The 21526-nt window shown below is 70.8% G+C and carries 22 protein-coding genes; 18 read left to right on the top strand and 4 right to left on the bottom strand.

All coding sequences use genetic code 11. The annotated features are described in order from the left end of the window. Positions 1-11 precede the first annotated feature (11 nt). Together JK363_RS28140 and JK363_RS28145 are read right to left on the bottom strand one after the other, a co-directional pair. Positions 12-1337 (bottom strand): D-arabinono-1,4-lactone oxidase, encoded by a 1326-nt coding sequence (locus tag JK363_RS28140; protein ID WP_201878548.1) that lies wholly within the window; start codon positions 1335-1337, stop codon positions 12-14. After that, complete coding sequence (locus tag JK363_RS28145) at positions 1291-2544, bottom strand: MFS transporter (protein WP_307821894.1); 1254 nt, start codon at positions 2542-2544, stop codon at positions 1291-1293. The genes JK363_RS28140 and JK363_RS28145 overlap by 47 nt, the downstream gene beginning before the upstream one ends. A 145-nt stretch (positions 2545-2689) precedes the next feature. Here JK363_RS28145 and JK363_RS28150 point away from each other — a divergent pair, with 145 nt between their 5' ends. Then, positions 2690-3832, top strand: coding sequence for a ferrochelatase (locus JK363_RS28150; RefSeq protein ID WP_201878552.1), 1143 nt, complete (start codon positions 2690-2692; stop codon positions 3830-3832). A 117-nt stretch (positions 3833-3949) separates the two neighbouring features. After that, complete coding sequence (locus tag JK363_RS28155; RefSeq protein ID WP_201878554.1) at positions 3950-4750, top strand: inositol monophosphatase family protein; 801 nt, start codon at positions 3950-3952, stop codon at positions 4748-4750. Positions 4751-4939: 189 nt separating this feature from the next. Here JK363_RS28155 and JK363_RS28160 read toward each other — a convergent pair whose 3' ends face one another. Next, positions 4940-5110: a hypothetical protein gene (locus JK363_RS28160; RefSeq protein WP_201878556.1), complete on the bottom strand. Its 171-nt coding sequence runs from the start codon at positions 5108-5110 to the stop codon at positions 4940-4942. Between the two features lie 347 nt (positions 5111-5457). On the opposite strand from JK363_RS28160, the gene JK363_RS28165 reads away from it, so the two are divergent. From JK363_RS28165 to JK363_RS28180, 4 genes are all read left to right on the top strand, one after another. Then, positions 5458-6111, top strand: coding sequence for a response regulator transcription factor (locus JK363_RS28165; RefSeq protein ID WP_176180222.1), 654 nt, complete (start codon positions 5458-5460; stop codon positions 6109-6111). A 6-nt stretch (positions 6112-6117) separates the two neighbouring features. Beyond that, positions 6118-7353, top strand: coding sequence for a sensor histidine kinase (locus JK363_RS28170; RefSeq protein WP_201878558.1), 1236 nt, complete (start codon positions 6118-6120; stop codon positions 7351-7353). 416 nt (positions 7354-7769) lie between these two features. After that, positions 7770-8072: a DUF4193 domain-containing protein gene (locus JK363_RS28175; protein WP_014175864.1), complete on the top strand. Its 303-nt coding sequence runs from the start codon at positions 7770-7772 to the stop codon at positions 8070-8072. 14 nt (positions 8073-8086) lie between these two features. Then, positions 8087-8794 (top strand): hypothetical protein, encoded by a 708-nt coding sequence (locus tag JK363_RS28180; protein WP_201878560.1) that lies wholly within the window; start codon positions 8087-8089, stop codon positions 8792-8794. Between the two features lie 28 nt (positions 8795-8822). On the opposite strand, the gene JK363_RS28185 is transcribed toward JK363_RS28180, so the two are convergent. Next, positions 8823-9275 carry a DUF3093 domain-containing protein gene (locus JK363_RS28185; protein WP_201878562.1) on the bottom strand — a complete coding sequence of 151 codons (453 nt, stop codon included), beginning with the start codon at positions 9273-9275 and terminating at the stop codon, positions 8823-8825. A 59-nt stretch (positions 9276-9334) separates the two neighbouring features. Between JK363_RS28185 and JK363_RS28190 the strand changes: the two genes are divergently transcribed. From JK363_RS28190 to JK363_RS28245, 12 genes are all read left to right on the top strand, one after another. After that, entirely contained in the window at positions 9335-9916 is a 582-nt protein-coding gene (locus JK363_RS28190) for a PaaI family thioesterase (RefSeq protein ID WP_201878564.1), read from the top strand. After that, complete coding sequence (gene dut / locus JK363_RS28195) at positions 9913-10428, top strand: dUTP diphosphatase (RefSeq protein WP_201878565.1); 516 nt, start codon at positions 9913-9915, stop codon at positions 10426-10428. The genes JK363_RS28190 and dut overlap by 4 nt, the downstream gene beginning before the upstream one ends. A 1-nt stretch (position 10429) precedes the next feature. Further along, positions 10430-11206, top strand: a complete 777-nt coding sequence (locus JK363_RS28200) for a DUF3710 domain-containing protein (protein WP_201878567.1) — start codon at positions 10430-10432, stop codon at positions 11204-11206. A gap of 175 nt (positions 11207-11381) precedes the next feature. Then, entirely contained in the window at positions 11382-11840 is a 459-nt protein-coding gene (locus tag JK363_RS28205) for a hypothetical protein (RefSeq protein WP_201878569.1), read from the top strand. 304 nt (positions 11841-12144) lie between these two features. After that, a complete protein-coding gene (gene kdpF, locus JK363_RS28210; RefSeq protein WP_009326374.1) occupies positions 12145-12234 on the top strand; it encodes a K(+)-transporting ATPase subunit F in 90 nt (29 codons plus the stop codon). Between the two features lie 10 nt (positions 12235-12244). Further along, positions 12245-13930, top strand: a complete 1686-nt coding sequence (kdpA, locus tag JK363_RS28215) for a potassium-transporting ATPase subunit KdpA (RefSeq protein WP_201878571.1) — start codon at positions 12245-12247, stop codon at positions 13928-13930. Beyond that, a complete protein-coding gene (gene kdpB, locus JK363_RS28220; RefSeq protein ID WP_201878573.1) occupies positions 13927-16047 on the top strand; it encodes a potassium-transporting ATPase subunit KdpB in 2121 nt (706 codons plus the stop codon). The genes kdpA and kdpB overlap by 4 nt, the downstream gene beginning before the upstream one ends. Before the next feature lie 18 nt (positions 16048-16065). Next, complete coding sequence (kdpC, locus tag JK363_RS28225; protein WP_372444865.1) at positions 16066-16713, top strand: potassium-transporting ATPase subunit KdpC; 648 nt, start codon at positions 16066-16068, stop codon at positions 16711-16713. A 30-nt stretch (positions 16714-16743) separates the two neighbouring features. Then, on the top strand, positions 16744-19317 hold the full coding sequence (locus JK363_RS28230) for a DUF4118 domain-containing protein (RefSeq protein WP_201878577.1): 2574 nt from the start codon (positions 16744-16746) through the stop codon (positions 19315-19317). 73 nt (positions 19318-19390) lie between these two features. Next, on the top strand, positions 19391-20074 hold the full coding sequence (locus JK363_RS28235; RefSeq protein WP_201878579.1) for a response regulator: 684 nt from the start codon (positions 19391-19393) through the stop codon (positions 20072-20074). 174 nt (positions 20075-20248) lie between these two features. After that, positions 20249-20659: an OB-fold nucleic acid binding domain-containing protein gene (locus JK363_RS28240; RefSeq protein WP_201878581.1), complete on the top strand. Its 411-nt coding sequence runs from the start codon at positions 20249-20251 to the stop codon at positions 20657-20659. A 3-nt stretch (positions 20660-20662) separates the two neighbouring features. Beyond that, positions 20663-21487 (top strand): DUF3159 domain-containing protein, encoded by an 825-nt coding sequence (locus JK363_RS28245; RefSeq protein ID WP_201878583.1) that lies wholly within the window; start codon positions 20663-20665, stop codon positions 21485-21487. Positions 21488-21526: the final 39 nt, after the last annotated feature.

Genomic DNA, 21526 nt, shown 5'->3' on the forward strand with positions numbered 1-21526 from the left:
GGGACCGGGCGTCAGTCGCCGAGCACCCGCCGTAGATAGTCGTTGGCGAACAGCCGGTCGGGGTCCAGCCGGTCGCGGATCGCGGTGAACTCACCGAACCGCGGATAGACCCCGGCCAGATAGGCGGCGTCACGGCTGTGCAGCTTGCCCCAGTGCGGGCGGCCGCCGTGCGCGGTCATGATCTGCTCGGCGGCGGTGAAGTACGCCCGGTGCGGTGTGCCCTGGTACAGATGCACCGCGATGTACGCGGTGTCCCGGCCCGAGGCGGTGGACAGCGGGATGTCGTCGGCGGGCGCGGTGCGCACCTCCACCGGGAAGCTGACCCGCAGATCCGAGCGGTCGACGGTCCGCTTCAGCTCGCGCAGCGCGTCGACCGCGGCCTCGCGCGGCAGGGCGTACTCCATCTCCAGGAAGCGGACCCGGCGCGGACTGGTGAAGACTTTGTAAGGAATGTCCGTGTAGCTGCGGGCGGACAGCGCCCGGCTGGAGATCTTGGCGATGCCGGGGATGGTCGCGGGGACCGCCCGCCCCACCGAACAGGCCATCTGGAAGATGCCGTTGGACAGCAGTTCGTCCTCGACCCAGCCGCTGACCCGGCCCACCGGCTCGGCCGGACCCTGGCTGCGGTTGTTCCGCTTGGTGTTGCAGTTTCCGGTGTGCGGAAACCAGTAGAACTCGAAGTGCTCGTTCTCGGACACCAGGTGCGGGAAGTCGGCCATCACCCGGTCGAAGGACATCGGCTCCTCCCGCGCGGTGAGCAGGAACTCCGGCTCCACCCGGAAGGTGATCGCGCTGACCACACCGAGCGCGCCCAGTCCGACCCGCGCCGCCGCGAAGATCTCCGGGTGCTCCTCCGCCGAGCAGCGCAGCACCGAGCCGTCCGCCGTCACCAGTTCGAGTCCGGCGATCTGGGCGGAGATCGAGGCGCTGTCCCGTCCGGTCCCATGGGTGCCGGTGGAGGTGGCCCCGGCCACCGTCTGCTCCATGATGTCGCCCATGTTGGTCAGCGAAAGACCATGGGCCGACAGCGTCTCGTTGAGCTGCTTGAGCGGAGTGCCCGCGGCCACCGTCACGGTCCCGGCCCCGCGGTCCAGATCCCGTATCCCCACCAGCCGGTCCGGGCGTATCAGCAGCCCGTCCGTGGCGGCGGCGGTGCTGAAGGAGTGGCCGGTGCCCACCGCCTTCACCGTCAGCCCCTCGGCCGCCGCCCCGCGCACCGCCTCGACGAGGTCCTGAGTGGACGACGGGCTCACACTCCGCGCCGGACGGGCCGCCACATTGCCCGCCCAGTTACGCCACACGCTGCTCCGACCGGTCCTCACGGTCCTGACGGCCATCCGCACCCGACCCCTCCCGTTCTGGCGCCGACCGCAGCCGGCGGTATCCGAGGAACGCCACCGCCGCCGCGAGCGCCCCGGCCACCGCCGGCACCAGGTACCCCGCCCCGGCCCCGGCGGCGTCGACCACCGAACCGGCGGTCGACGAGCCGAGCGCCACCCCGACCGCGAGCCCGGTGGTGGTCCAGGTCATGCCCTCGGTCAGATGCGCGCGCGGTACATGCCGTTCGACGAGGGCCATGGTGGTGACCATGGTCGGAGCCACCGTCATGCCCGCGACGAAGAGCGCCCCGGCCAGAAACGGCAGGTTTCCGACCAGTAGGAGGGGGATCATACTCACGGCCATCGCACAAATACCCACCAGCCACTGGCGGGACACCGACCCGCGCGGCCTCTTCATCCCGAACACCGCGCCCGCCAGACACGAGCCCAGCGCGTACACCGACAGCACCAGGCTGGCCGCGGCCTTGTGGCCCTCCTCCTCGGCGAAAGCCACCGTCACCACGTCGATCGCGCCGAAGATGGCGCCGGTCGCCGCGAAGGTGGCCACCAGCACCCGCAGTCCGGGCGAGCGCAGCGCCGAGCCGCCGGTGTGGTGCTCGCGCGGATGCGGAACCGGCTCGGTGGCGCGCTGGAGGGTCAGCGAGAAGACGCCGACGGCCAGCAAGCAGGCCGACAGCAGTACGCCCGCCTCCGGGAACCAGGCCGTGGACAGACCGATCGAGATCACCGGTCCGACGATGAAGCACACCTCGTCGACGATCGACTCCCAGGCGTACGCGGCGTGCAGCTCCCGCGGCGCGTCCTGGTGGATCGCCGCCCAGCGGGCGCGCACCATCGCCCCCACGCTCGGGACGCACCCGGCCGCCGCGGCCCAGACGAACAGCGTCCAGTCCGGCCAGCCCCGGCGCGCGCTCACCAGCAGCCCCGCGACACCGATCAGCGCCACGAGGGTCGCCGGGCGCAGCACCTTGCGTTGGCCGTACCGGTCCACGAGCCGGGAGATCTGCGGCCCGGCGACCGCCACGGACAGCGCGACGGTGGCCGAGAGCGCGCCCGCCAGTCCGTACCGGCCGGTGAGCTGGGAGATCATCGTGACGATGCCGACGCCCTCCATCGCGATCGGCAGCCGCCCGACAAATCCGGCGAGGGAGAACGCCGTGGCGCCGGGAGTGGCGAAGAGCGCACGGTAAGGAGACTTGGGCACGACAGGACTCCGCCGATGAGCAGGACTGGACAGCGGGACAGGCCCGCTGGGTAAGGAACGTGAGAGCTGATACAGCTTACGGCCGCCGTCGGTTCCGCGCAGGGGTATTTCCCGCCTGTCAGAGGCTGGTGGCAGGATCGGGAGCATGCCGGATCTGTCAGAACAGCCATCTTCCGCCCCGTACGACGCCCTGCTCCTGCTCTCCTTCGGCGGGCCGGAGGGGCCGGAGGACGTCGTCCCGTTCCTGGAGAACGTGACGCGCGGACGGGGCATCCCGCGCGAGCGGCTGAAGGAGGTCGGCCGGCACTACTTCCTCTTCGGCGGCGTCAGCCCGATCAACGCCCAGAACCGCGAGCTGCTCCAGGCGTTGCGCAAGGACTTCGCCGAGCACGGGCTCGATCTGCCGGTCTACTGGGGCAATCGCAACTGGGCGCCGTATCTGACCGACACCCTGCGCGAGATGGTCACCGACGGCCGCCGCCGCATCCTGGTGCTGGCCACCAGCGCCTACGCCTCCTACTCCGGCTGCCGCCAGTACCGGGAGAACCTGGCGGACGCGCTCGCCACGCTGGAGACGGAGGGGCTGCCGCTGCCGCGCGTCGACAAGCTGCGGCATTACTACAACCACCCCGGCTTTGTGCGCCCCATGGTGGAGGCGACGCTCGCCGCGCTCGGCGAGCTGCCCGAGGGGCTGCGCGCCGCGGCGCACCTGGCCTTCACCACCCACTCCATCCCGACCGCCGCCGCGGACACCTCCGGGCCCCCGGCGGACCACGGCGAGGGCGGCGCGTATGTGGCCGAGCACCTCGAGGTGGCCCGGCTGGTCGCCGACGCGGTGCGCGAGCGGACCGGTGCCGACCATCCGTGGCGCCTGGTCTACCAGTCGCGCAGCGGCGCGCCGCACATCCCGTGGCTGGAGCCGGACATCTGCGATCACCTCGAGGAGCTGCACGGCGAGGGCGCGCCCGCGGCGGTCATGGTCCCGATCGGCTTCGTCTCGGACCACATGGAGGTCAAGTACGACCTCGACACGGAGGCCGCGGCCAAGGCCGCCGAGCTGGGTCTGCCGGTCTCCCGCGCCTCGACCGTCGGTGCCGATCCGCGGTTCGCGGCGGCGGTCCGCGATCTGGTGCTGGAGCGCGCGGCCACCGAGCGCTTCGCCGAGGGCGGGGCTGCCGCCGCCCCCGAGCGGTGCGCGCTGGGCTCCCTCGGCCCGAGCCATGACCTCTGCCCGGTGGGCTGCTGCCCGGCCCGCTCACCGCGGCCCGCGGCCGCGGGCGCCGACTAGGGCCGGTCCCGGTGGATCCGGGTTGATCCACAACGAGGGCCCGGCCCACCGAAGTCCACGGCCCGTCACCGCCGCCGGCGCCGCTCGCACCCACGGATACATCCGCGAAGGAGCACGATGACCGACCCGCTCACCACCGAACTGCTCGACCTGGCGCTGGAGGTCGCCCGCCGGGCCGGGGACCTGCTGCGGGACGGCCGCCCGGCCGACCTCGGCGTGGCCGCCACCAAGTCCAGCCCGATCGACGTCGTCACCGAGATGGACATCGCCTCCGAGAAGCTGATCACCGACTTCCTGGAGCGGCACCGCCCGGCCGACGGTGTGCTGGGGGAGGAGGGCGCGAGCCGCGAGGGCAGCAGCGGTGTCCGCTGGGTGATCGATCCGATCGACGGCACGGTGAACTACCTCTACGGCCTGCCCGCGTGGGCGGTCAGCATCGCCGTCCAGAAGGACGGCGAGACGATCGTCGGGGTGGTGGCGGCCCCGGTGCGCGGTGAGACGTACCACGCGGTGCTCGGCCAGGGCGCGTACGCGGACGGTCGGCCGGTGCGCTGCCGCCCCGCGCCGGAGCTGGAGCGGGCGCTGATCGGCACCGGCTTCGGCTATGTGCGGGAGCGGCGTTTCGGGCAGGCCAGGGTGGTGCACGAGCTGCTGCCCACGGTGCGTGACATCCGCCGCGGCGGCTCGGCGGCCATCGATCTGTGCGACGTGGCCTGCGGGCGGCTCGACGGCTACTACGAGCGCGGGCTCAACCCCTGGGACTACGCGGCCGGGGAGCTGATAGCCCGCGAGGCGGGGGCGCTGACCGGCGGACGGCCGGGGACCCCGGGCTCCGGGGAGCTGATGGTCGCCGCGGCCCCCGGGCTCTTCGAAACGCTCCAGGGCCGTCTGGACGAGCTGGGCGCCTGGCACGACTGACGCGGTGCCCCGCGGGTGACTTCCCGCGGACGCCGAAGCGCCCCGGTGCCACTGGGACACCGGGGCGCTCGGGCGTGGGACCGGAAACAGCCGCTGGATCGTCGGCGCGTTTCCGCTCTTGAACCTGGATCTTCTGAACCTGGATCTGTATCTGGATCTTGAAGCAGCGGATCAGTATCCCCGGAGGGATCAAGCGACGGCGCTGACCTCCACGCCATGCTCGGCGGCCAGCCGACGAAGGTCGTCCAGCTCCGCCTGCTCCACATCGGCGAGGAATTCGTCGCCCGTCTCACGGGCGCGAGTGAGGTCGGACTGGGTGGTCTCTATACGCTGCAGAATGCCTGCGGTGAACGCGTCCATGGTGCGCCCCCTCGTCGTGGGTCGGTGGCACGGGGGTGTGCCGACGGCGGGGCGATCACGTACGTGGTCCCTGCGGATGACAGCAAGATCATGGGATGCCAAAAGACAGGGCGTGATCGCGGGTGTGCACTCGTCCTCCCCACCCCGTTGTGAGCGGAAACCTCCGGCGCGAAAAGAATCTGAATTGCCTGTTCCGGTGGATCCGTCCCGCGCCGGTGGCGGTGCGGCGGGCCCCGCTCCCCCTTACCGCCGGTTTATGAGACTTCGAGGCAGGATGGAGGGCGCCGAACGCTCATCGAGTTTGGCGAGATCACGCCCGCTGTGGCCATGACGGAAGGACTAACGACGTGCGTGTACTCGTCGTCGAGGACGAGCAGCTGCTCGCGGACGCGGTGGCCACCGGTCTGCGCCGGGAGGCCATGGCCGTCGACGTCGTGTATGACGGAGCGGCCGCCCTGGAGCGCATCGCCGTCAACGACTACGACGTCGTCGTCCTCGACCGGGACCTGCCCCTCGTCCACGGCGACGACGTCTGCCGCAAGCTCGTCGAGCTCGGGATGCCCACCCGGGTCCTGATGCTCACCGCCTCCGGTGACGTCAGCGACCGGGTCGAGGGCCTGGAGATCGGCGCGGACGACTACCTGCCCAAGCCCTTCGCCTTCAGCGAGCTGATCGCGCGGGTGCGGGCACTCGGCCGCCGTACCACCGTCGCGCTGCCGCCCGTGCTGGAGCGCGCCGGGATCAAGCTGGACCCCAACCGCCGCGAGGTGTTCCGCAACGGCAAGGAGATCCAGCTGGCGCCGAAGGAGTTCGCGGTGCTGGAGGTGCTGATGCGCAGCGAGGGCGCCGTGGTCTCCGCGGAGCAGCTGCTGGAGAAGGCCTGGGACGAGAACACCGACCCGTTCACCAACGTGGTCCGGGTGACCGTGATGACGCTGCGTCGCAAGCTGGGTGAGCCCGCGGTGATCGTCACCGTTCCCGGCTCGGGTTACCGGATCTGACCGGGCATGGCGACGACCCCGCTTCCGCCGACCGCGCCCCCCAAGCCCAGCTGGGACCCGCCGCACGGTTCGCCGCCCAACCCGTGGCTGCGCCCCACCATCCGGATACGGCTCACCCTGCTGTACGGCGGGATGTTCCTGATCGCCGGTGTGGTGCTGCTGACGATCATCTATCTGCTCGCGGCCGACGCCATCCGGCGCGGCAGTGAGTTCCCGCTGCAGATCGTGCGGATCGACTACAAGCCGACCGACACCTGCCATCTGCCCAGCCAGGGCAACAACGACGCGTTCAACCGCGCGGTGGCCCAGTGCATGAAGCAGCAGCGCGACTTCGCCCTGGACGGGCTGCTGCGCCGCTCGCTGATCGCCCTGCTGGGGCTGGCCGTGGTTGCCTTCGCGTTCGGCTACGCCATGGCCGGACGGGTGCTCTCGCCGCTGGGCCGGATCACCCGTACGGCGCGCCAGGTGGCGGGTTCGGACCTGTCCCGCCGGATCGAGCTGGACGGCCCGGACGACGAGCTGAAGGAGCTGGCCGACACCTTCGACGAGATGCTGGAACGGCTGGACCGGGCGTTCACCGCCCAGCAGCGGTTCGTCGCCAACGCCTCGCACGAGCTGCGCACCCCGCTGGCGATCAACCGCACCCTGCTGGAGGTCCATCTCTCCGATCCGCAGGCGTCCCCGGAGCTGGTACAGCTGGGCAGAACACTGCTGGCCACCAATGAGCGCAGCGAGCAGCTGGTGGAGGGCCTGCTGCTGCTCGCCCGCAGCGACAACGAGATCGTCGACCGTAAACCGGTGGACCTCGCCGAGGTCGCCTCCCAGGCGCTGGACCAGGTCCGGGCCGAGGCGGAGGCCAAGGGCGTGGAGGTGCGCGGGGTGCGCGAGCCCGCGGTGGTCCAGGGCAACGGTGTACTGCTGGAGCGGATCGCGTTGAACCTGGTGCAGAACGCGGTGCGCTACAACGTCGCCGAGGGCGGCTGGGTACAGGTCACCACCGGGATCGAGCAGGGTCAGGCGGTGCTGGTGGTGGCGAACACCGGCCCTGTGGTCCCGGCCTACGAGCTGGACAACATCTTCGAGCCCTTCCGGCGGCTGCGTACCGAGCGCACCGGCAGCGACAAGGGCGTCGGCCTCGGACTGTCGATCGCGCGCTCGGTGGCACGCGCCCACGGCGGCAGGATCGCGGCGGAGACGCGCGAGGGAGGCGGCCTTGTCATGCGGGTGGCGCTCCCGCTCTGAGCGGGCAGACGGGCCGGGAATCGGAAGCTGGGGTACCGTCGGGAGGTGTTCGCTTTGGGCGGAATTTTCGTGATCCGACCCGCACCTGTATGGTGTGTGATCGATCACATGGGCGATTTTCAGGCCATATACTCTGCGTGATCGCCGAGGTTGACGGAAAGCCGGGAAAATCCGGGTTTTCGGTGACCGAGATCACGGGAAGTACACGTCATGGCGCATGCGAGTGCGACAGTCGGACCGTGTACGGTCCCGATGGCCATCCAACCCGATCACCTCTTCAGGGGTGCGGTTGGGTGTCGATTGAGTAACAGACCTTGATGTGAGGCAAAATCTCCGCCTCGGGTCGGGCACAAGTCCGGCCTCTCACGCGTTACGTGCGCTGGAGACACCGCAGACACCCAGAGGGGGAGAGCGACATGGCAACGGATTACGACACCCCACGCAAGACCGACGATGACGTCAACGAGGACAGCATCGAGGAGCTGAAGGCCAGGCGGAACGACAAGTCCGCCTCGACCGTCGACGTGGACGAGTTCGAGCAGGCCGAGGGCCTCGAGCTGCCCGGTGCGGACCTCTCGAACGAGGAGCTGTCCGTGCGGGTACTGCCCCGCCAGGCGGACGAGTTCACCTGCATGAGCTGCTTCCTCGTGCACCACCGCAGCCAGCTGGCCAACGAGACCAAGAACGGCCAGCCGATCTGCCGCGACTGCGCGGCCTGAGCCACGACGCAGGCGTGGACGCGGAGCACGGCAGCGTGACCGAGGCGCACCCCGAGCGAGGCCGGACGGCCTCGCTCGCGAGCGCCCTGGGCCGTGGTGTCCGCTCAGGCGGCGAGCGTGCGAGAGCGGGGGTTTACGCGGTCGCCGACCGAATCATCGCGAACGCTCCGCGGATCCCGGTCCGCGACCTGGAGACACTGCGTCGGCAGTTCCCCGGGCTCGGCCCGGAGCAGATCGCGGACAAGTTGGTGGCGGGTGCCGTACATGGCACCTCCACCGTGGGCGCGGGCGTCGGGGCGGCGGCCATGCTTCCTGCGCCGCCCGCCATGCCCACCGAACTGGCCGCCGAGATCATCGGGGTGGCCTCCATAGAGATCAAGCTCATCGCCGAGCTGCACGAGGTCTACGGACTGCGGCCGCCCGGCGGAGTGCGCCAGCGCGCCACCGCCTGTCTCGGGGCGTGGGCCGCGGAGCGCGGGATCGACGTCACGGTCCCGGCCACCGTCAACGCCGCGCTGGGCGTCCAGATGCGGCGCGAGATGCGTCAGCAGGTGCTCAGGCGCAGCTTCCGCAATCTGCCGGTGCTGACCCCCTTCATGGTGGGCGCGGTCGTCGGGGCCGCCATGAACCGGCGTGACACCAAGAGGCTCGCGCGCAAGGTCCGTAAAGATCTGCGCGCCAAGCAGATCCCCTGGAGCGAGCTGGTCCCGCTGGCCGAATGAGCCCCCGGGCCCTCGGCCCCACGGGGAGCTACGAGGCGTCCGAGCGCACCGCCGCGAGGGCGGCGGCGAGGGCCTTGGGGTCCCGGGTCGACACATACACATAGGGCGTCGGGTCCTGCGGATCGGTGACCTCCACCCGCAGTGCGGTGGGGATGTAACTGCGCAGCAGCATGAACGCCCGCGGATCGGCCTTGTAGCTGCGCCAGGCGGTCGCCTCGTCGGCGTCCAGCACCTCGGCGGTCCCCAGCGCCGACACCGGGATCTTCGCGTCTCCTGCCACCAGCGAGCCCGCCACCACCCGCACCCGCGCCGAGCCGTACGAACTCACCGCCACGGCGGCCAGCGCGCTGCCGCCGATCAGACCGCCGAGCATCGGCAGTGTGCCGAACGGCAGCATGATCAGCCCCATGGCGACCCCGACCATCAGGGCGATGAACCACCAGGAACGGGGCGCGGTGAGGCGTTCGTCGTAAGGCTCCATGCCTATCAGCTTGGCATGGCCGCCGATCCCGGCTGTCCGCGCGGGTAAGGTCAGCCGTTGTGAGTGGAACAACTACAGCGCTGAAGCCGCCGGAGGATGCCAGGGCACCCGTGCGCCACCCCGACGCGCCCGCGCCCGGGGAGCTTCTCGACGCCCACAACCACCAGTGCTTCGGCTGCGGTGACCAGGAGAGCGGTCTGCTGCTTCGGGCCCGCGCCGGCGAGGGCGTCGCCGTCACCGCCGAGTTCGAGGTGCGCCCGGTCCACCAGGGCGCTCCGGGGCTGGCCCACGGCGGGCTGCTGAGCGCGGCGCTGGACGAGACGCTGGGGGCGCTCAACTGGATGCAGCGGGTGATCGCGGTGACCGGGCGGCTGGAGACCGACTTCGCCCGTCCCGTCCCGGTCGGCACCGTGCTGCACCTTCAGGCGCGGGTGACCGCCGTGCACGGCCGGAAGATCTACTGCACCGCCACCGGCCGGATCGATGCGCACGACGGCCCCGTCGCCGTCCGCGCGGACGCCCTCTTCATAGAGGTACGGGTGGACCACTTCATCCAGAACGGGCGGGCGGAGGAGATCAACGCGGCGATCGCCGACCCGGACCAGGCGAAGCTGGCGCGTGTGTGCGAGGTGAACCAGTGAGTCCGCAGCCGGTCGAGGTGCTGATCCGCAGGGTCGATCCCGAGGTGCCGCTCCCCGGGTACGCCCACCCCGGCGACGCGGGCGCCGATCTGGTCACCACACAGGCCGCGGAGCTCGCCCCGGGGGAGCGCACGGTTCTGCCCACCGGGGTGTCTATCGCGCTGCCGGAGGGGTATGCCGCCTTTGTGCATCCGAGGTCCGGACTCGCCGCCCGCTGTGGCATCGCCATGGTGAATGCCCCGGGGACCATCGATGCCGGGTACCGTGGAGAGATCAAGGTGATCGTGGTCAATCTCGATCCGCGCGAGAGCGTGCGATTCGAGCGCTTCGACCGGATTGCCCAGTTGGTCGTCCAGCAGGTCGAGAAGGTGCGCTTCCACGAGGTGGCGGAGCTTCCCGGGTCGGCGCGGGCCGAAGGGGGCTTCGGGTCCACCGGCGGCCACGCCGCCGTGGACGGCATAAAGGGTGGGAATGGATACGCTTCGGTCGGTTCCGACCGGGAAGGACGATGACGTGTTCGGACGTCGCCGCAAGCGCAGCGAGGAGGACGTCGAGGCCCTCGACGTGGCCTCCGAGGAGTTGACCGAGGACGCGGAGGACGCGGAGGACCCCTCCGAGGCGGTGGAGGCCGCCCGGGTGAGCCTGCCGCCCGCGCCGCGCCCCGACGGCCCGTGGGACGTATCCGAGGTGCGTGAGCCCGGCGAGGGCCGGGTGGACCTGGGCGGCATGCTCGTCCCGGGTGTCGAGGGCATGGAGCTGCGGGTGGAGGTCGCGGGGGACGCGATCGTCGCCGCCACCGTGGTGCTGCGGGACAGCGCCGTGCAACTCCAGGCGTTCGCCGCGCCCAAGAAGGAAGGCATCTGGACCGAGGTCCGGGACGAGATCGCCACCGGTATCACCCAGCAGGGTGGCGTGGTGGACGAGGTCGAGGGACCGCTCGGCTGGGAACTGCGGGCTCAGGTGCCGGTGCAGCTGCCCGACGGGAAGAACGGCGTGCAGGTGGTCCGCTTCATCGGCGTCGACGGGCCGCGCTGGTTCCTGCGTGGAGTGATCTCCGGGCAGGGGGCGGTGCAGCCCGAGACCGGCAGCCTGCTGGAGGCGATCTTCCAGGACACGGTCGTGGTGCGCGGCGAGGGCCCGATGGCCCCGCGCGATCCGATCGTGCTCAAGCTGCCGAACGACGCGCAGATGGTGCCCGACGGGGTGCAGCAGGACGAGGCGCAGGGCTCGCGGTTCGCGGGCGGCGCCGACCGCCTCCAGCGCGGCCCGGAGATCAGCGAGGTGCGCTGAGGCTCCTTCCGCGCACGCGCCCGCGCACAGGGAAGGCCAGGTCCGAAGGGGCCCGGGGCAGTGCCCCCGGGCCCCTTCGGCTTTTTTCCGGGCTCATTGAACACGGCTGCCCCGCGCGCCGTACTCCTGGGTGCGAGACCCGGCCCCCGGTTCGACCTCGACGAGGTGAGATCAGATGGCGCACCGCCTTCCGTTACGGCTCCGCCGGCGCATCGTCGCCGCCGCTGCCATCGGCGGCGTCACCTGTGCGTCCGTCGTCGCCGGAGCCGCGCTGGCGGATCTGTCGGATCCGTCGGGCCAGGGTGACGTCACGGCGTCGGCCGCGGCCGCCTCCCGGATCAGCTGTCCCCCGGTCTCCGGCTCGCTCCCCGAGGTCCCGGCGGGCGCCCGGGCCGAGGTGGACCGCAATCTCGCGCTGCTCGACGCCCAGCTGGCCGAGGCCGGCTCTCGGCTGGCCGCCTCTCCGGGCACGGGCGGCCCGGACCCGGCGTTCGTCCGGGACACCGTGCTGGGTCCGCTGAAGGACCAGCGCAGCTCGACGATCGAGCGCATCGCCCGCTCCATCTCCCGCCAGGGCGTGACCGCCCCCTCCGGTCTCGGCGCCTTGGCGGGCTGCTCGCTCGGATCAGGCTGAGCCCTTGGCGTAAGGCGTGGCCTGATGTGAGCGTTCACGGGTGGGCCGTACTCTTCTCTGCGGAGTACGGCCCACCGCTTTTCGCAGGTGGGAGCGGTCGGCGTCAGGGATGCGTCAAAAGGGCGCCAATGGCCGTAAGGGAGCCGTCAACGGGTGTCGTCGAGTGCTCTGGGCGGGGGTTTCCTCTAGAGGTCCGTTCGTATCCGAGCCTCTAGGAGCCCACGATGGCCGACCTGGCCTTCGTCGTCGCCACGATCGCGGTATTCGCGGTCGTGGCCGTCGTCGCCAGGGGGGTGACGAAGCTGTGACCGCCGAGAACGTCGTCGGCCTGGTGGTGGCCGTCGCCCTGCTGGGTTATCTGGTCCTCGCGCTGATCTTCCCGGAGAGGTTCTGAGGTCCCGCACATGAGCCCCGAACTCGCTGGGGTGCTCCAGCTGGCCGCGCTGATCGGCGCGCTCGCCCTGGTGTACCGACCGCTCGGCGACTACATGGCCGCCGTCTACAGCTCCGAGAAGCATCTGCGCCCCGAGAAGTGGATCTACCGCTGCATAGGCGCCAACCCGTCCACCCAGATGCGCTGGCCCGCCTATCTGCGCGGCGTCCTTGCGTTCTCCCTGATGGGCGTCCTGTTCCTGTACCTGTTGCAGCGCGTTCAGGGCAGCCTGCCGCTCTCGCTCGGCTTCACCCCGATCAGCCCGCACCAGGCGTTCAACACCGCCGCGTCCTTCGTCGCCAACACCAACTGGCAGTCGTACTCGGGCGAGCAGTCCATGGGACACGTCGTCCAGACGGCCGGTCTCGCGGTGCAGAACTTCGTCTCCGCCGCCGTCGGCATGGCCGTGGCCATCGCGCTGGTCCGGGGCTTCGCCCGCTCGCGCACCGGTGAGCTCGGCAACTTCTGGGCCGACCTGGTGCGCGGCACGGTCCGCATCCTGCTCCCGCTGTCGGTGGTGGGCGCGCTGGTGCTGGTCGCCTGCGGCGCCATCCAGAACTTCGCGGGCATCCACGAGGTTGGGCAGCTCACCGGCGGCAGCCGGCAGATGAACGGCGGCGCCGTGGCCTCGCAGGAGGTCATCAAGGAGCTGGGCACCAACGGCGGCGGCTTCTTCAACGCCAACTCCGCCCACCCGTTCGAGAATCCGAGCGGTTTCACCAACCTCTTCGAGATCTTCCTGATCCTGGTCATCCCCTTCGCGCTGACCCGCACCTTCGGGAAGCTGGTGGGCAACATCCGGCAGGGCTACGCGATCCTCGCCGCGATGGGTCTGATCTGGCTCGGTTTCACGGCGCTGATGATGTGGACCGAGTTCCACCACGGTGGCGCGGCGCTCCAGGAGGCGGGCGGCGCGATGGAGGGCAAGGAGCAGCGGTTCGGCGTCGGCGCCTCCGCGATCTTCGCCACCAGCACCACCCTGACCTCGACCGGCGCCGTGGACTCCTTCCACTCCTCCTTCACCGGCTTCGGAGGCGGGCTCACCATGCTGGGCATGATGCTCGGCGAGATCGCCCCCGGCGGTGTGGGCTCGGGTCTCTACGGCATGCTGTCCATGGCGATCATCGCGGTGTTCATCGCGGGCCTCATGGTCGGCCGCACCCCCGAGTACCTCGGGAAGAAGATCGGCTCCCGCGAGATCAAGCTCGCGGCCTGCTACATCCTCATCACCCCGACCCTGGTGCTCGGCTTCACCGCCCTGTCGATGGCGCTGTCCACCCCGCCGGACTCCATGCTCAACACCGCCGGGAACTCGGTGAACCACAGCGGGGCGCACGGCTTCTCCGAAGTGCTGTACGCCTTCACCTCCGGCGCCAACAACAACGGCTCCGCCTTCGCCGGGCTCAACGCGAACACCCAGTGGTACAACACCACGATCGGCCTGGCCATGCTGCTCGGCCGCTTCCTCCCCATGGTGTTCGTCCTGGCGCTGGCCGGCTCGCTGGCCGAGCAGAAGCCCGTCCCCGAGACCGCGGGGACCCTGCGCACCGAGAAGCCGCTCTTCGCGGGGCTGCTGGTCGGCGCGATCCTCATCATCACCGGTCTGACCTACTTCCCGGCCCTGGCCCTTGGCCCGATGGCGGAGGGACTCTCATGAGCACAGCCACCACTCCCGTACGCACCGCACCCGAGGGCGGGCACCCGCACGGCCCCGAGGGCTCCGGCGGCCGGGTCTCGGGCGGTCTGTTCGACCCCCGGCAGCTGGTGAAGTCGCTGCCGGACGCCTTCCGCAAGCTGGACCCGCGGATCATGGCGAAGTCCCCGGTGATGTTCGTGGTCGAGATCGGCTCGGTGCTCACCACCGTGCTCGCCTTCCTCGACCCCGGCGACTGGTTCGGCTGGGCCATCACCGTCTGGCTGTGGCTGACCGTGGTCTTCGCCAACCTGGCCGAGGCCGTGGCCGAGGGCCGCGGCAAGGCGCAGGCCGACACCCTGCGCAAGGCCAAGACCGACACCGTGGCGCGCCGGCTGACCGGCTCCGCCGAGGAGCAGGTGCCCGGCACCGAGCTGCGCATCGGCGATCTGGTGGTCTGCGAGGCGGGCGACATCATCCCGGGCGACGGCGATGTCGTCGAGGGCGTGGCGTCCGTGGACGAGTCCGCCATCACCGGTGAGTCGGCCCCGGTCATCCGGGAGTCCGGCGGCGACCGGTCCGCGGTCACCGGTGGCACCAAGGTGCTGTCCGACCGCATCGTCGTCAAGATCACCACCAAGCCGGGCGAGACCTTCATCGACCGGATGATCAACCTCGTCGAGGGCGCCGCACGGCAGAAGACCCCGAACGAGATCGCGCTGAACATCCTGCTGGCCTCGCTCACCATCGTCTTCCTGCTGGCGGTGGTGACCCTCCAGCCGTTCGCGATCTACGCGGGCGCCGAGCAGACGATGATCGTGCTCACCGCGCTGCTGGTCTGCCTCATCCCGACCACCATCGGGGCGCTGCTCTCGGCCATCGGCATCGCGGGCATGGACCGGCTGGTCCAGCGCAATGTGCTGGCCATGTCCGGCCGCGCGGTCGAGGCGGCGGGTGATGTGTCCACCCTGCTGCTCGACAAGACCGGCACCATCACCCTCGGCAACCGGCAGGCCGCGGAGTTCGTCCCGGTGACCGGGGCGTCCGAGGCGGAGCTCGCCGACGCCGCCCAGCTGTCCTCGCTGGCCGACGAGACCCCCGAGGGCCGCTCGATCGTGGTCCTGGCCAAGGAGCGCTACGGGCTGCGGGCGCGGGACGAGGGTGAGCTCGGCCATGCTGCCTCTTTGACGTTTGTGCCCTTCACCGCCCAGACCCGGATGTCCGGCGTCGACGTGGACGGCACCACGGTGCGCAAGGGCGCCGCGGGCGCCATCGTCGCCTGGGTCGGCCAGCGCGGCGGGGAGGTCTCCTCCGACGCCCGGGAGACGGTCGACGCGATATCGGCGGCCGGTGGCACCCCGCTGCTGGTCGCGATCGAGGACGCCGACGGTCCGCGGGTGCTCGGCGTGATCCACCTCAAGGACGTGGTCAAGGAGGGCATGCGGGAGCGGTTCGACGAACTGCGCCGGATGGGCATCAAGACCGTGATGATCACCGGGGACAACCCGCTGACCGCGAAGGCCATCGCCGACGAGGCGGGGGTGGACGACTTCCTGGCGGAGGCCACCCCCGAGGACAAGATGGCGCTCATCAAGCGGGAGCAGGCGGGCGGCAAGCTGGTCGCGATGACCGGCGACGGCACCAACGACGCCCCCGCGCTGGCCCAGGCCGACGTCGGCGTGGCCATGAACACCGGCACCTCGGCCGCCAAGGAGGCCGGGAACATGGTGGACCTGGACTCCAACCCGACCAAGCTGATCGAGATCGTGGAGATCGGCAAGCAGCTGCTCATCACCCGCGGCGCGCTGACCACCTTCTCGATCGCCAACGACGTCGCCAAGTACTTCGCGATCATCCCCGCGATGTTCGGCGCCGTGGCGGGCTACGAGGGCCTGGACACGCTCAACATCATGCGGCTGTCCTCGACCGAGTCGGCCATCCTCTCGGCGGTGATCTTCAACGCGCTGATCATCGTGGCGCTGGTGCCGCTCGCACTCAAGGGTGTGCGCTACCGCCCCATGAGCGCCGACCGGATGCTCCGCCGCAACCTGGGCCTGTACGGCCTCGGCGGCCTGATCGCCCCGTTCATCGGGATCAAACTCATCGACCTGCTCATCTCCCTCATCCCCGGGATCGGGTGACCCACCACCATGACCTCCATGAACAGCTCGGTCCGCGGTACGGCGCGGCTGATCGGCGCGGGGCTGCGCGCCCTGCTGGCGCTCACCGTCGTCTGCGGGGTGCTCTACCCCCTCGCCGTCACCGGGATCGCCCAGGCCGCCTTCCACCACAAGGCCAATGGCTCCGAGGTGACGTCCGGCGGCCGGGTCGTCGGCTCCGAAAACATCGGCCAGCGCTTCGACCTCGACAAGAAGGACGAGGACGGCAATCCGCTGCCGGATCCGCACTACTTCCAGCCCCGGCCGTCCGCGGCGGGCACCAACGCCTACAACACCCAGTACTCGATCATCGTCTCCGGCGCGTCCAACCTCGCCTCCGACAGCAAGGTGCTGAAGGAGACCGTCATCGACCGCCGCAAGCAGGTGGCCCACTTCAACCATGTCTCCGAGTCCCGGGTGCCGGTGGACGCGCTCACCGCCTCCGCCTCCGGTCTCGACCCCCACATCTCCCCGGCCTACGCCGAGCTCCAGGTGAACCGGGTCGCCCAGGCCAACGGGCTGGCGCGGGACACGGTGGCCCGGCTGGTGAAGGACCACACCGAGGGCCGTCAGCTCGGCTTCCTCGGTGAGCCGCGCGTCAACGTGCTCAAGCTGAACATCGCGCTGTCCCGGCTCACCCAGCGCTGACAACTCGGAACAGGCAGGGAAAATAGGGCCATGGGACGCGGCAAGCTACGGATCTACCTCGGTGCGGCCCCGGGGGTCGGCAAGACCTACGCCATGCTCTCGGAGGGCCACCGCCGGGTCGAGCGGGGCACCGACCTCGTGGTCGGCTTCGTCGAGCACCACGGCCGCCGCCGCACCGAGGTGATGATGCACGGGCTGGAGGCGGTGCCCCGCCGGGAGCTGGAGTACCGGGGCGCCGTCTTCACCGAGATGGACGTGGACGCGGTGCTCGCCCGCCGCCCCGCCGTCGCACTCGTCGACGAGCTCGCCCACACCAACGTCCCCGGCTCCCGCAACACCAAGCGCTGGCAGGACATCGAGGAGCTGCTGCGGGCGGGCATCGACGTCGTCTCCACCGTCAATATCCAGCACCTGGAGTCGCTGGGCGACGTGGTGGAGTCGATAACGGGCGTCCGGCAGCGGGAGACCGTGCCCGACGAGGTGGTGCGCCGCGCCGACCAGATCGAGCTGGTCGACATGTCGCCCCAGGCCCTGCGCCGCCGGATGGCGCACGGCAACATCTACGCCCCCGACAAGGTCGACGCGGCGCTGTCCAACTACTTCCGGCCCGGGAACCTGACCGCGCTGCGCGAGCTGGCCCTGCTGTGGACCGCCGACCGGGTCGACGAGTACCTCCAGCAGTACCGCTCCGAGCACAGCATCCGCTCCACCTGGCAGGCGCGCGAGCGCATCGTCGTCGGCCTCACCGGCGGCCCCGAGGGCCGGACGCTGATCCGCCGGGCCGCGCGGATGGCGGCCAAGGGCTCCGGCAGCGAGATCCTCGCCGTCTACATCGCCCGCAGCGACGGGCTCACCTCCGCCTCCCCCAAGGAGCTGGCGGTCCAGCGCACCCTGGTCGAGGACTTGGGCGGCACCTTCCACCACGTCATAGGGGAGGACATCCCCGGGGCGCTGCTGGAGTTCGCCCGCGGGGTCAACGCCACGCAGATCGTGCTCGGTTCCAGCCGCCGCAAGGCGTGGCAGTACATCTTCGGACCCGGGGTGGGCGCCACCGTCGCCCGCGACTCCGGACCCGACCTCGACGTCCACATCGTCACCCACGACGAGGTCGCCAAGGGCCGCGGGCTGCCCGTGGCGCGCGGCGCCCGGCTCGGCCGCTCCCGGCTGATCGCGGGCTGGGTGGTGGGCGTGGCCGGACCGGTGCTGCTCACGCTGCTGCTCACGGCCGGCGGAGCCACCCTCGCCTCCGAGGCCGGACCCGGCTTCGCCAACGAGGTACTGCTCTTCCTCTTCCTCAATGTGCTGGCGGCGCTGCTGGGCGGGATGCTGCCCGCCCTCGCCTCGGCGGCTGTGGGATCACTGCTGCTCAACTACTACTTCACCCCGCCCACCCACACCCTCACCATCGCCGACCCCGAGAACATCGTCGCCATAGCGATCTTCGTGGCGGTGGCGGTCAGCGTGGCCTCGGTCGTCGACCTCGCGGCGCGACGCACCCACCAGGCCGCCCGGCTGCGCGCCGAGTCCGAGGTGCTGTCCTTCCTCGCGGGCAGTGTGCTGCGCGGCGAGACCAGCCTGGAGGCACTGCTGGAGCGGGTCCGCGAGACCTTCGGCATGGACACGGTGGCGCTGCTGGAGCGGGAGAGCGATGTCGCCCCCTGGACCTGCGCGGGCAGCGTCGGCAGCGCCGGGGGAGCGGGGCCGCCGGAGCGGCCCGAGGACGCGGACGTGGACATGCCGGTCGGCGACCATATGGCGCTCGCGCTCTCCGGCCGGGTGCTGCCCGCCGAGGACCGCCGGGTGCTCGCCGCCTTCGCCGCCCAGGCCGCCGTCGTCCTCGACCGGCAGCGGCTGGCCGTCGAGGCCGAGCGGGCCACCGAGTTGGCCGAGGGCAACCGCATACGGACCGCCCTGCTGGCCGCCGTCAGCCATGATCTGCGCACCCCGCTCGCGGCCATCAAGGCCGCCGTGACCTCGCTGCGCTCCGACGACGTCGCCTGGTCCGAGGAGGACGAGGCGGAGCTGCTGGAGGGCATCGAGGACGGCGCCGACCGGCTCGACCACCTGGTGGGGAACCTGCTGGACATGTCCCGGCTCCAGACCGGCACCGTCACCCCGCTCATCCGCGAGATCGACCTCGACGAGGTGGTGCCGATGGCGCTCGGCGGCGTCCCGGAGGGCAGCGTCACCCTCGACATCCCCGAGGAGCTGCCGATGGTCGCCGTCGACCCCGGGCTGCTGGAGCGCAGCGTCGCCAACATCGTGGAGAACGCCGTGAAGTACAGCCCGCCGGACTCGCCCGTGCTGGTCTCGGCCAGCGCTCTCGGTGAGCGGGTCGAACTGCGCGTCGCCGACCGCGGCCCCGGAGTGCCCGACACCGCCAAGGACCGGATCTTCGAGCCCTTCCAGCGGTACGGTGACGCCCCGCGCAGCGCCGGGGTCGGCCTCGGGCTCGCCGTGGCCCGCGGCTTCGCCGAGGCGATGGGCGGCCGACTGGCCGCCGAGGACACCCCGGGCGGCGGGATGACCATGGCGCTCACCCTGCGGGCCGCCCCCGGCCGGTCGCCGGTCCGGCCCGACCTCCCGGCACGGGCGGTTTCCTGACCGGCTCCCCGAGCCGCGAAGGGGGGCGGCCGGGCGGGCGGGACGACAACACAGAGATGGGAAGGCAGACCAGATGAACCGGGTGCTCGTGGTGGACGACGAGCCGCAGATCGTACGCGCCCTCGTGATCAACCTGAAGGCCCGCAAGTACGAGGTGGACGCCGCGTCGGACGGCGCGACGGCCCTGCGGCTCGCCGCCACCCGCCACCCCGACGTCGTCGTGCTCGACCTCGGTCTGCCGGACATGGACGGGGTGGAAGTGATCAAGGGGCTGCGCGGCTGGACCCGGGTGCCGATCCTGGTGCTCTCCGCCCGCCAGACCTCCGACGAGAAGGTCGAGGCCCTGGACGCGGGGGCGGACGACTACGTCACCAAGCCCTTCGGCATGGACGAGTTGCTGGCCCGGCTGCGCGCCGCCGTCCGCCGTGCCGAGCCCACCGTGCAGTCGGAGGACCCGGTGACCGTCGAGACCGAGGCGTTCTCGGTCGACCTGGCGGCCAAGAAGGCCCACCGCGACGGCCGCGACGTGCGGTTGACACCCACCGAATGGCACCTGCTGGAGGTGCTGGTGCGCAACCCCGGCCGTCTGGTCAGCCAGAAGCAGCTGCTCCAGGAGGTCTGGGGCCCCTCCTACGGCACCGAGACCAACTATCTGCGGGTCTACATGGCCCAGCTGCGCCGCAAGCTGGAGGTCGACCCTTCCCATCCGCGGCACTTCATCACCGAGCCCGGGATGGGGTACCGCTTCGAGCGGTGATCAGCGAGTCGGGGTGTGCGGCCGGGGGTCCGGGGGTTGTCCCCCGGGGGATGCAGTATCACCGAGCCGGGGATGGGATACCGCTTCGAGCGGTGATCGGGGCGCGCGGTGATCGCTTCGAGCGGTGCGGGACACAACGGGGTTGCGGGAGGGGCTCACCGGTACGCTGGCCGTATGAGTTCCGTACGCCAGCCCTCCGAGAAGGGTGACAAGCCGGTCGGCCGCTTTCGGCGGATGCTCGACCGGCTGTCGAGTTCCCAGGAGGAGCTTCACTCCGCCGAGCTCCAGCAGGACGCGGAGGACGCGGGCTGTACCAAGATCGGTGACTGCGGCGACCGGCAGATCGTCAAGGTGACAGGTACGCTGCGCACCGTCACACTGCGGCCGAGGGCCGGGGTGCCCGCACTGGAGGCGGAGCTCTTCGACGGCACTGCCGCGTTGGACGTGGTGTGGCTGGGCCGTCGCTCCATCATCGGCATAGAACCGGGCCGCAAGCTGATCGCCTCCGGCCGGATCTCCATGAGTCACGGGCGCCGGGTGCTGTTCAATCCGAAGTACGAACTCCGACCGCTCGGACAGGAGTAGCCGGTGACGTCAGACGACAAGCCGACCCCCACCGATGACCAGGACACCGCCTCCCGGAGCAGGGCTGCGGCCGACACAGCGCTCCTCGAGGCGTTCGGCGGCGTACGGGGCATGGTGGACACCACTGTCCCCGGCCTGGTCTTCGTCCTGCTCTACACCATCAAGCGCGACATCCACCTCGCCGCCATCGCCGCGCTCGGCCTGACGGTGCTGCTGGCGCTGGCCCGGCTGGCGCGCAAGGAGACCCTGAAGCACGCCTTCAGCGGGGTCTTCGGGGTCGCGTTCGGCGCGATCTTCGCCATGATGTCCGGCGACGCCAAGAACTTCTATCTGCCGGGCATGCTCTACACCCTCGGCCTGGCGGTCGCCTACGTCCTCTCGGCGATCTTCCGCTATCCGCTGATCGGTGTGCTGCTCGGGCCGATGCTCAAGGAGAACCTCTCCTGGCGCACCCGCAATCCGGGCCGCTTCCGCGCCTACACCAAGGCCACCTGGGCGTGGGGGCTGATCCTGCTGGCCAAGTCGGCGATCCTCTTCCCGCTCTACTGGTGGGGGGACGTCACGCAGCTCGGCTGGGTCAAGGTGGCGCTGGGCATTCCGCCGTTCCTGCTCTGTGTCTATCTGACCTGGATCTTCCTCGCGAAGGCCCCGCCGCCGATCGATGTCATCGCGGAGATGGAGGCCGAGGAGAAGGCCGAACGGGACCGTGAGCGCGCCAGGGCCGCGGCCGAGAGGGTCGCCGACCCGCTGCTCTCGGAGTGGACCGACCAGATCGTGAGCGAGGTCCGTGGCGAGTCGGCCGACCGACAGCCGCCCCGCCTCCCCTGACGCGGCCGCCGTACGACGCATACGAGGGCCCCGGGAACC

Origin of the sequence: Streptomyces coffeae, from assembly GCF_016741875.1 — a bacterium.
GTDB lineage: Bacteria > Actinomycetota > Actinomycetes > Streptomycetales > Streptomycetaceae > Streptomyces > Streptomyces coffeae.

Excerpts from the sequence above, each read along its gene's own strand:
- kdpC (WP_372444865.1), top strand. The coding sequence starts at position 16,066 with ATGAACAGCTCGGTCCGCGGTACGGCGCGGCTGATCGGCGCGGGGCTG.
- JK363_RS28155 (WP_201878554.1), top strand. The coding sequence starts at position 3,950 with ATGACCGACCCGCTCACCACCGAACTGCTCGACCTGGCGCTGGAGGTC.
- kdpA (WP_201878571.1), top strand. The coding sequence starts at position 12,245 with ATGAGCCCCGAACTCGCTGGGGTGCTCCAGCTGGCCGCGCTGATCGGC.
- JK363_RS28175 (WP_014175864.1), top strand. The coding sequence starts at position 7,770 with ATGGCAACGGATTACGACACCCCACGCAAGACCGACGATGACGTCAAC.
- JK363_RS28185 (WP_201878562.1), bottom strand. The coding sequence starts at position 9,275 with ATGGAGCCTTACGACGAACGCCTCACCGCGCCCCGTTCCTGGTGGTTC.
- JK363_RS28170 (WP_201878558.1), top strand. The coding sequence starts at position 6,118 with ATGGCGACGACCCCGCTTCCGCCGACCGCGCCCCCCAAGCCCAGCTGG.
- JK363_RS28235 (WP_201878579.1), top strand. The coding sequence starts at position 19,391 with ATGAACCGGGTGCTCGTGGTGGACGACGAGCCGCAGATCGTACGCGCC.
- JK363_RS28160 (WP_201878556.1), bottom strand. The coding sequence starts at position 5,110 with ATGGACGCGTTCACCGCAGGCATTCTGCAGCGTATAGAGACCACCCAG.
- JK363_RS28240 (WP_201878581.1), top strand. The coding sequence starts at position 20,249 with ATGAGTTCCGTACGCCAGCCCTCCGAGAAGGGTGACAAGCCGGTCGGC.
- JK363_RS28140 (WP_201878548.1), bottom strand. The coding sequence starts at position 1,337 with ATGGCCGTCAGGACCGTGAGGACCGGTCGGAGCAGCGTGTGGCGTAAC.
- JK363_RS28205 (WP_201878569.1), top strand. The coding sequence starts at position 11,382 with ATGGCGCACCGCCTTCCGTTACGGCTCCGCCGGCGCATCGTCGCCGCC.
- JK363_RS28230 (WP_201878577.1), top strand. The coding sequence starts at position 16,744 with ATGGGACGCGGCAAGCTACGGATCTACCTCGGTGCGGCCCCGGGGGTC.
- kdpB (WP_201878573.1), top strand. The coding sequence starts at position 13,927 with ATGAGCACAGCCACCACTCCCGTACGCACCGCACCCGAGGGCGGGCAC.
- JK363_RS28150 (WP_201878552.1), top strand. The coding sequence starts at position 2,690 with ATGCCGGATCTGTCAGAACAGCCATCTTCCGCCCCGTACGACGCCCTG.